We start from the raw sequence: 5781 nt of genomic DNA, 5'->3' as shown, positions 1-5781 counted from the left end.
CGGCGACCCGGACGGCCTGGCCCATCGCCGCGATTTCGTCCGGCGTCTTGATGCGTCGCGCCGCCCGCATGGCGGGCTCCGCGTCGACCAGCTCGGCATTGGGGAACGCCTCGGGCAGCAACGCCGCGAAAGTCGGTGTGATCGCATCGGTTCCGACCCGCCGTGCCGCGTCGGCGCCCTCGATCTTCTTCAGGACGTCGATGAGGGTCAGTGGGTTCCAGGCCAGCCCGTAGAGGTGGTCGTGGCCGATCTCCTCCGGCACACCCTCGTCGTCGGTGCTGTTGAGATAGATGTCTCCGGTGTCGCGCACCAGCACACACATCGGGCCGAACGGGCGGGTGCCGGCAATCCATAGCTGCGGGGCGCCGGTGACGTAGCGGATATTGGCCTGCCGGCCCAGTACCAGGATGTCGAGGTCGTGCTCCGCCATCTGAGCCAGCGCCCGTTCCCTTCGGCCCGAACGCAATTCGCGCGCGTCGGGCAGGACTTCAGTCGCCATACGGGGTGTAGGGGTAGTCGGTGATCGGCGCGTAGCCGTCTTCGGTGATCACCACGATCTCCTCACTGCGGTAGCCTCCGGTGCCGTCCTCCCACATCACCGGCTCCAGAACCAGCACCATGCCGGGCGGAAAGACGAAGTTGTCGTCGAACTCCTCGCCGAGATCCGTTCCGATCATCGGCGCCTCCGCGGGGTAGGTGCCGATACCGTGACCCAGATAGAAATGCGGCAGCCACGGTTTGCGCCCACCGTTGGCCGCGATCGCGGCGCGCGCCAAATCCCCCGAAGTCACACCGGCTTTGGTCACGGCGAGCACGGCGTCCAGCACCGTGCGCCACTGCCGGAACTGATCTTGCTGCCGCGGCGTGGGCCGTTCGCCGACGATCCAGGTGCGGCCGAAGTCCGAACAGTATCCGTGGTAGGTGATGCTGATGTCGGTCCACAGCACGTCGCCGGCGGACAGCTCCCGGTCGGTGGGCAGCAGCGGAAGCGCAAGATCGCCGTGCGTCGTCCACACGCCGGCTTCCCGCGAACTCGGCATCACCTGCCAGATGGCCTCGAGCATGTTGGTGGTGGCACCGAGTTCGAACGCCCGCCGCACGAAGGTGGCCGAGAGATCGATCTGTCGTACGCCCGCCTTCAGCGCCTTTTGCACGTCGACGATCGCCTGTTCGGTGATGCGGGCGGCCCTGCGAAGACAGGACAGCTCGTCGCGGGTCTTGACCAGTTGCGCGGCCCCGAGCACGATCGCCGCGTCCGTCGGCGGCCCACCCGGGAACAGCTTGGACGTCGAGCGGCGCATGGCGCCGGTGAGTTCGTCGACGGCGACGCCAGCCCCCGGCGGAATGAGATCGGACAGTTTCCGCGCGAAATCCTCGACGCCGGAATCGAACTCGAGGTAGGCCGGGCCGTGCAGGTGGTCGTCGGGCACGGGGCACTCCGCGGACGCCCCGCTGCGCAACGGCATGAACAGGTGTGGATGCACGTCGTCGGCGAGCACGACGGCGACCGGGCGCTCGACGTGGGACAGGCCGGCGTCCAACAGCGGCCAACTCACCCCGGTCGCGTATCCGACGTAGCCGTTCATCAGCAGGATCAGCGCGTCGACGCCGTGCTCGGACATGGCGGACCGCAGCCGCGCTCCGGTCTCGATGCGCATGCGGGCCCAGTCGGGTTCGTCGGGTATATCGAGCGCCGAGGTGCGGGCGGCCACCGAGTTCGTCATGCCGAGATCCCCAGAAAATTCCTGATGTTGCCGCCGACCACCCGAACGGCGTCCTGCGCGCCGACGGCGTCGACCACCGCGGCCAGGGACCGCTCCGAATAACCGAAAGTGCTTTCGTTGTGCGGATAATCGGATGACCACATCACCTTGTCGATCCCGATCTCCTCGATCTGCCGCAGCCCCAGCGGATCGACCATGAACGAGGCGCACATGTGCTCATCCCAGTAATGGCGGACCTCCCGCTCGGGCTGGTGCGCCAGCATATGCCGGTAGGAGGCCAGCACGTGCTCGGCGTCCTGCAGGGCCGTCGGCACCCACGCGATGCCGCCCTCGAACCAGCCGATCCGCAACCGTGGATGCCGGTCCAGGATGCCGCCGAAGATGTACTTGGAGAACATCTCCCGGAATGAGTCGATGTTGACCATCATGGCCACCGCGACGCTGTTGACCTCGCTGGGAAACTTGGGCTGGCTCTCGCCGATGTGGTGCGTGACGGGCAGCCCGGCCTCCTCGATCTCATCCCAGACCGCACTCATCGCCGCGCTCGAATAGTCGATGGGCTGGCCGTTGGCATCGTTGCCGGGGCTGATCGGCATCAGAAACGTGGTGAGCCCCAACGACTTCAACTCGGCCAAGGTGCGGCGCGCGCCGGCCGGATCCCACCAGTTGATCAGTCCGACGCCGTAGCACCGCCCGCGGGAGCGTTCCTGAACGCCGGCGATGTGCTCGTTGTAGACGCGAAAGATCCGCTCGCGGATCTGGTGGTCAGGGTGGTGGAACAGCGCGAGCACCGCGTTGGGGAAGGCCAGTTCCCTGTCGACGCCGTCCTCGGCGAGCTCGCGAACCCGGGCTTCGACGTTGTTCGTGGCCGCCCCGGCCAGATCGTCGTATTGCATGAGCACCGCGCTGAAATCGCCGACCACCATGGATTGCCCGGGCGACCCGAGCAGATACGCGCCGTCCTCATACCAGATCCGCGGGGCCTGCTCCTTGAGCTCGTCGGGAAAGCCTTGGTAGAAGATGTCATCGGCCACCGAGATGTGATTGTCGGCGGAAAACACCTCGGTGCCGGGTGGCAGGCCGGTGCTGAACTCCGCGGCGTGACCGCGGCGGTCCTTGGGCGCGCCGATCACGCCTTCGGGGTAAAGCGTTTGGGCTGGGCTGGACATCATCGTCCCTTCGTTGCGATCACCTGCGTTTTGAACCGGGGGGAGAGCACACCGATCCGTTCCAGGTCTTCGAGGTACTTCTCGATCAACTGCTGCGAGACATGCGGGATGGTGCGACCCGAATGTTCGACGGCCGCCCGGAATCGCGCCCCGGGCACCGGCGACCCGGCTATCGCGGTCATGGGTTCACGGTAGACGTCCAGCACGCCGAGGACGGACTGTGCGCGCTGGCGTTCGGGTAGCGCGCGCATTGCCGTCTCGAACCGCGCCAGCCAGGCCGGATAGTCGTCGATCTTCTCGACCGGATAGCCCGCCGCGACGATCCAGTCGACGAAGGTGTCCAGCGAGATTCCGTCGTCGTGCGGATTTGTCGTGTTGTAGGTGTCGAAGCTGATGCCGTGCCGTGGCCCGATCGAGGCGATCGCGTCCGCCAGGAAGTCCACCGGCAGACCCTCGTAGTGTGGGCGGGCGCCGTCCGGATCGTTAGCGCCCCGGTAGAACGAGCGCGGAGCGACGCCGGTGGCGACCAGGCTGAACAGCAGCCGGGTGAAGATGTCAGGCACGTTGATCTGTCCCGCGTGCCGGCTGTCGGCCAGGATCATGCCGGGCCGGAACACCGCAATCGGTAACCCGCACACGTCGTGTGCCTCGCGCATCAGGACCTCGCCGGCCCATTTGCTGATCCCGTAACCGTTGGCGTAGTCGTCGCCGATTGTGCAGCTGGGCACCGAGCGGCGGATGTCGGTGTCCTCGTCGACGAGTTGATGGGCGACGGCGCTGACCCCCAGGGTGGAGACGTAGTGAATCGGCTTGAGCCTGGCCGTGATTGCCAGCCGGATGATTTCGGCGGTGCCCACGACATTGGGCGTGAAAAGTTGGCGATAGGGCAGCACGTGGTTGACGTGCGCCGCCGGGTGCACGACGAGGTCGACGGTGTCGGCCAGGCGCCGCCACGTCGCCTCATCCAGCCCGAACCGTGGCTTGCCGATGTCACCCGGGACGACTTCGAGATGATCGGCGGCGAGGGACCGGAAGCGTTCCAGCAGCGTGGGATCCGAGCCCAGCGCCGCCTCGATTCGCTGACGGGCCTGCACGGCATCGGCACCCCGGGTGAGGCAGATCAGGTTGCCGTCCTTGCCCGCAACCCCCTCGAGCCATTCCATGGCGAGGAAACGGCCGAGGAAACCGGTTGCGCCGGTGAGGAGAACGGTGCGCACCTCGGCTGTCGGCGGTGGGAGCAGCGTCGCGGACTTCAAAATGTCGTCGTCGAGGAACTTGTTCAAGGTCAGGTCTTCGGCGTGGACCTCGACGCCGTCGGTGCCGTGGACCGACGCGAAGCTCAGTACGTCGGAGTCCCGATGCCGGTCGATGTGGTCGGCGATGGTGAGCAGGTCACCGGTCGGGTCGATCACCACGCCGACCGGAACGTCGACGCCGTAGATGTCGGTAAGCAGGGTCGAAAAGGTCAGCGCCGAAAGGGAATCACCGCCCAGGTCAATGAATCGCGCCTCCGGGGACACATCGGCCGCGGGCACGCCGAGGGTGGCCTGCACCGCCTTGGTGACGGTGGCCAGCACCGGCTGATCGGCGCCGCCGGTGCGCAGGGCGCGAAGCTGCCCGAGCTGGTCGTCGGCCATGTCGGCGTAGAGCTGTTCGAGCCGCTCACCGTAGCGCTCTCTGAGCTTGGGTCGTAGGAACTTTCCGACGCCGGACAGCAAGCCGTTGGCCAGACTGAACGGTTCGGTTTCGATCAGGAATTCGCGGGGGATCTCGTAGCCGTTGAGGTGGTTGTCGCGTGCGATCTGCCGCAGCGACCGGGCGATCGCCGACGCGTCGGTGCCGCCTTCGGCCGGCACGATCACGGCCAGCAGGAAGGAGCGGGCGCTGTTGCCGTAGATGTAGATCTGATGGATCAGGGCGCTGGTCGAATACAGCGCCTCCAGGCGGGAGACCGCCACGAATTCACCCTGGGCGAGCTTGATCACGTTGTTGCGGCGGTCGACGTAACGCAACTGGTCCGGGCCGACCTCGGCCATGATGTCACCGGTCTTGTAGTAACCGTCCTCGTCGAACATCGTGGCGGTCAGGTCGGGCCGGTTGTAGTAGCCAGCCATGAAGCGAGCCGACTTTACCGCCAATTCGCCTCGCGGATAAGGCTTGTCGGTGGTGAAATAGCCGAGTTCGGGTACGTCGAGCAGTTTGTAGTCGATGACCGGGGGCCGCAGCACGTGCTCGTCGGCCACGATCATCCCGCCGGCGATCTCGGTGGACGAATAGCCGATCAGCAGGTGCTGATCGAGCACCTCCTCCATGAACTCCTTGATCTCCGGGGACAACGCGGCCGAGCCGCAACCCACCGCCAGCACGCGCCCGCCCAGGATCTGCTCGCGGATCGCCGTGGTGATCTGCGCCCGGGCGGTATCGGGGTCGGCACCGGACATGACGTGGCGGTCCAGCTCGCGCTGGTAGTGGTGAAAGAACATCTCACAGACCCGTGGCACCAGGCTCATGGAGGTGGGCCGCACCATTGCCAGGTCCTCGAACAGGGTCGAGAGGTCGCTCTTGGCGGCGAAATAGCTGGTGCCCCCGTTGGCGAGGGTCAGGATTACATATCCGTAACCGATCAAGTGACTCATCGGCATGTAGCTCAGCGTGATGACGGGCTGGTCGGATTGCGCCAACCAGGTCCCTATACAAAGGCTTTCGGTGAACATCGCGCCCTTGGGCGTGCCGGTGCTGCCCGACGTGTAGAAGACCCAGGCCAACGGGTCTTCGCCCGCCACGGCGACGTGCAGGGGCGCGGGTGGCAGGACCGCGCCGTGGGTGGCGACGGCATCGATCGTCTCGATGGTCAGCGCACTGCCCGCCTCGGACAGCCGCGCGACCGC

At 66.3% G+C, this 5781-nt stretch carries 4 protein-coding genes; all 4 read right to left on the bottom strand.

The genetic code is table 11. The annotated features are described in order from the left end of the window. The coding region (locus tag A5646_RS25070; protein WP_197505280.1) for an aminopeptidase P family N-terminal domain-containing protein at window positions 1-499 on the bottom strand (499 nt) is incomplete at its 3' end. Then, complete coding sequence (locus tag A5646_RS25065) at window positions 489-1724, bottom strand: Xaa-Pro peptidase family protein (protein WP_067025000.1); 1236 nt, start codon at window positions 1722-1724, stop codon at window positions 489-491. The genes A5646_RS25065 and A5646_RS25070, both read right to left, overlap by 11 nt. Further along, window positions 1721-2893, bottom strand: a complete 1173-nt coding sequence (locus A5646_RS25060) for an amidohydrolase family protein (RefSeq protein WP_067024997.1) — start codon at window positions 2891-2893, stop codon at window positions 1721-1723. Before A5646_RS25060 ends, A5646_RS25065 begins: the two co-directional genes overlap by 4 nt. Then, a partial coding sequence (gene car, locus A5646_RS25055) for a carboxylic acid reductase (RefSeq protein ID WP_067024995.1) occupies window positions 2893-5781 on the bottom strand: 2889 nt, incomplete at its 5' end. The genes car and A5646_RS25060, both read right to left, overlap by 1 nt.

It is taken from the genome of Mycobacterium sp. 1245499.0 (genome assembly GCF_001673615.1).
Lineage (GTDB): Bacteria > Actinomycetota > Actinomycetes > Mycobacteriales > Mycobacteriaceae > Mycobacterium > Mycobacterium europaeum_A.
The sequence above is the reverse complement of the archived record's forward strand: the minus strand, read 5'-3'. Positions and strand labels throughout refer to the sequence as shown.

Coding starts and splice junctions, on each gene's coding strand:
- A5646_RS25060 (WP_067024997.1), bottom strand. CDS start 2,893: ATGTCCAGCCCAGCCCAAACGCTTTACCCCGAAGGCGTGATCGGCGCG.
- A5646_RS25065 (WP_067025000.1), bottom strand. CDS start 1,724: ATGACGAACTCGGTGGCCGCCCGCACCTCGGCGCTCGATATACCCGAC.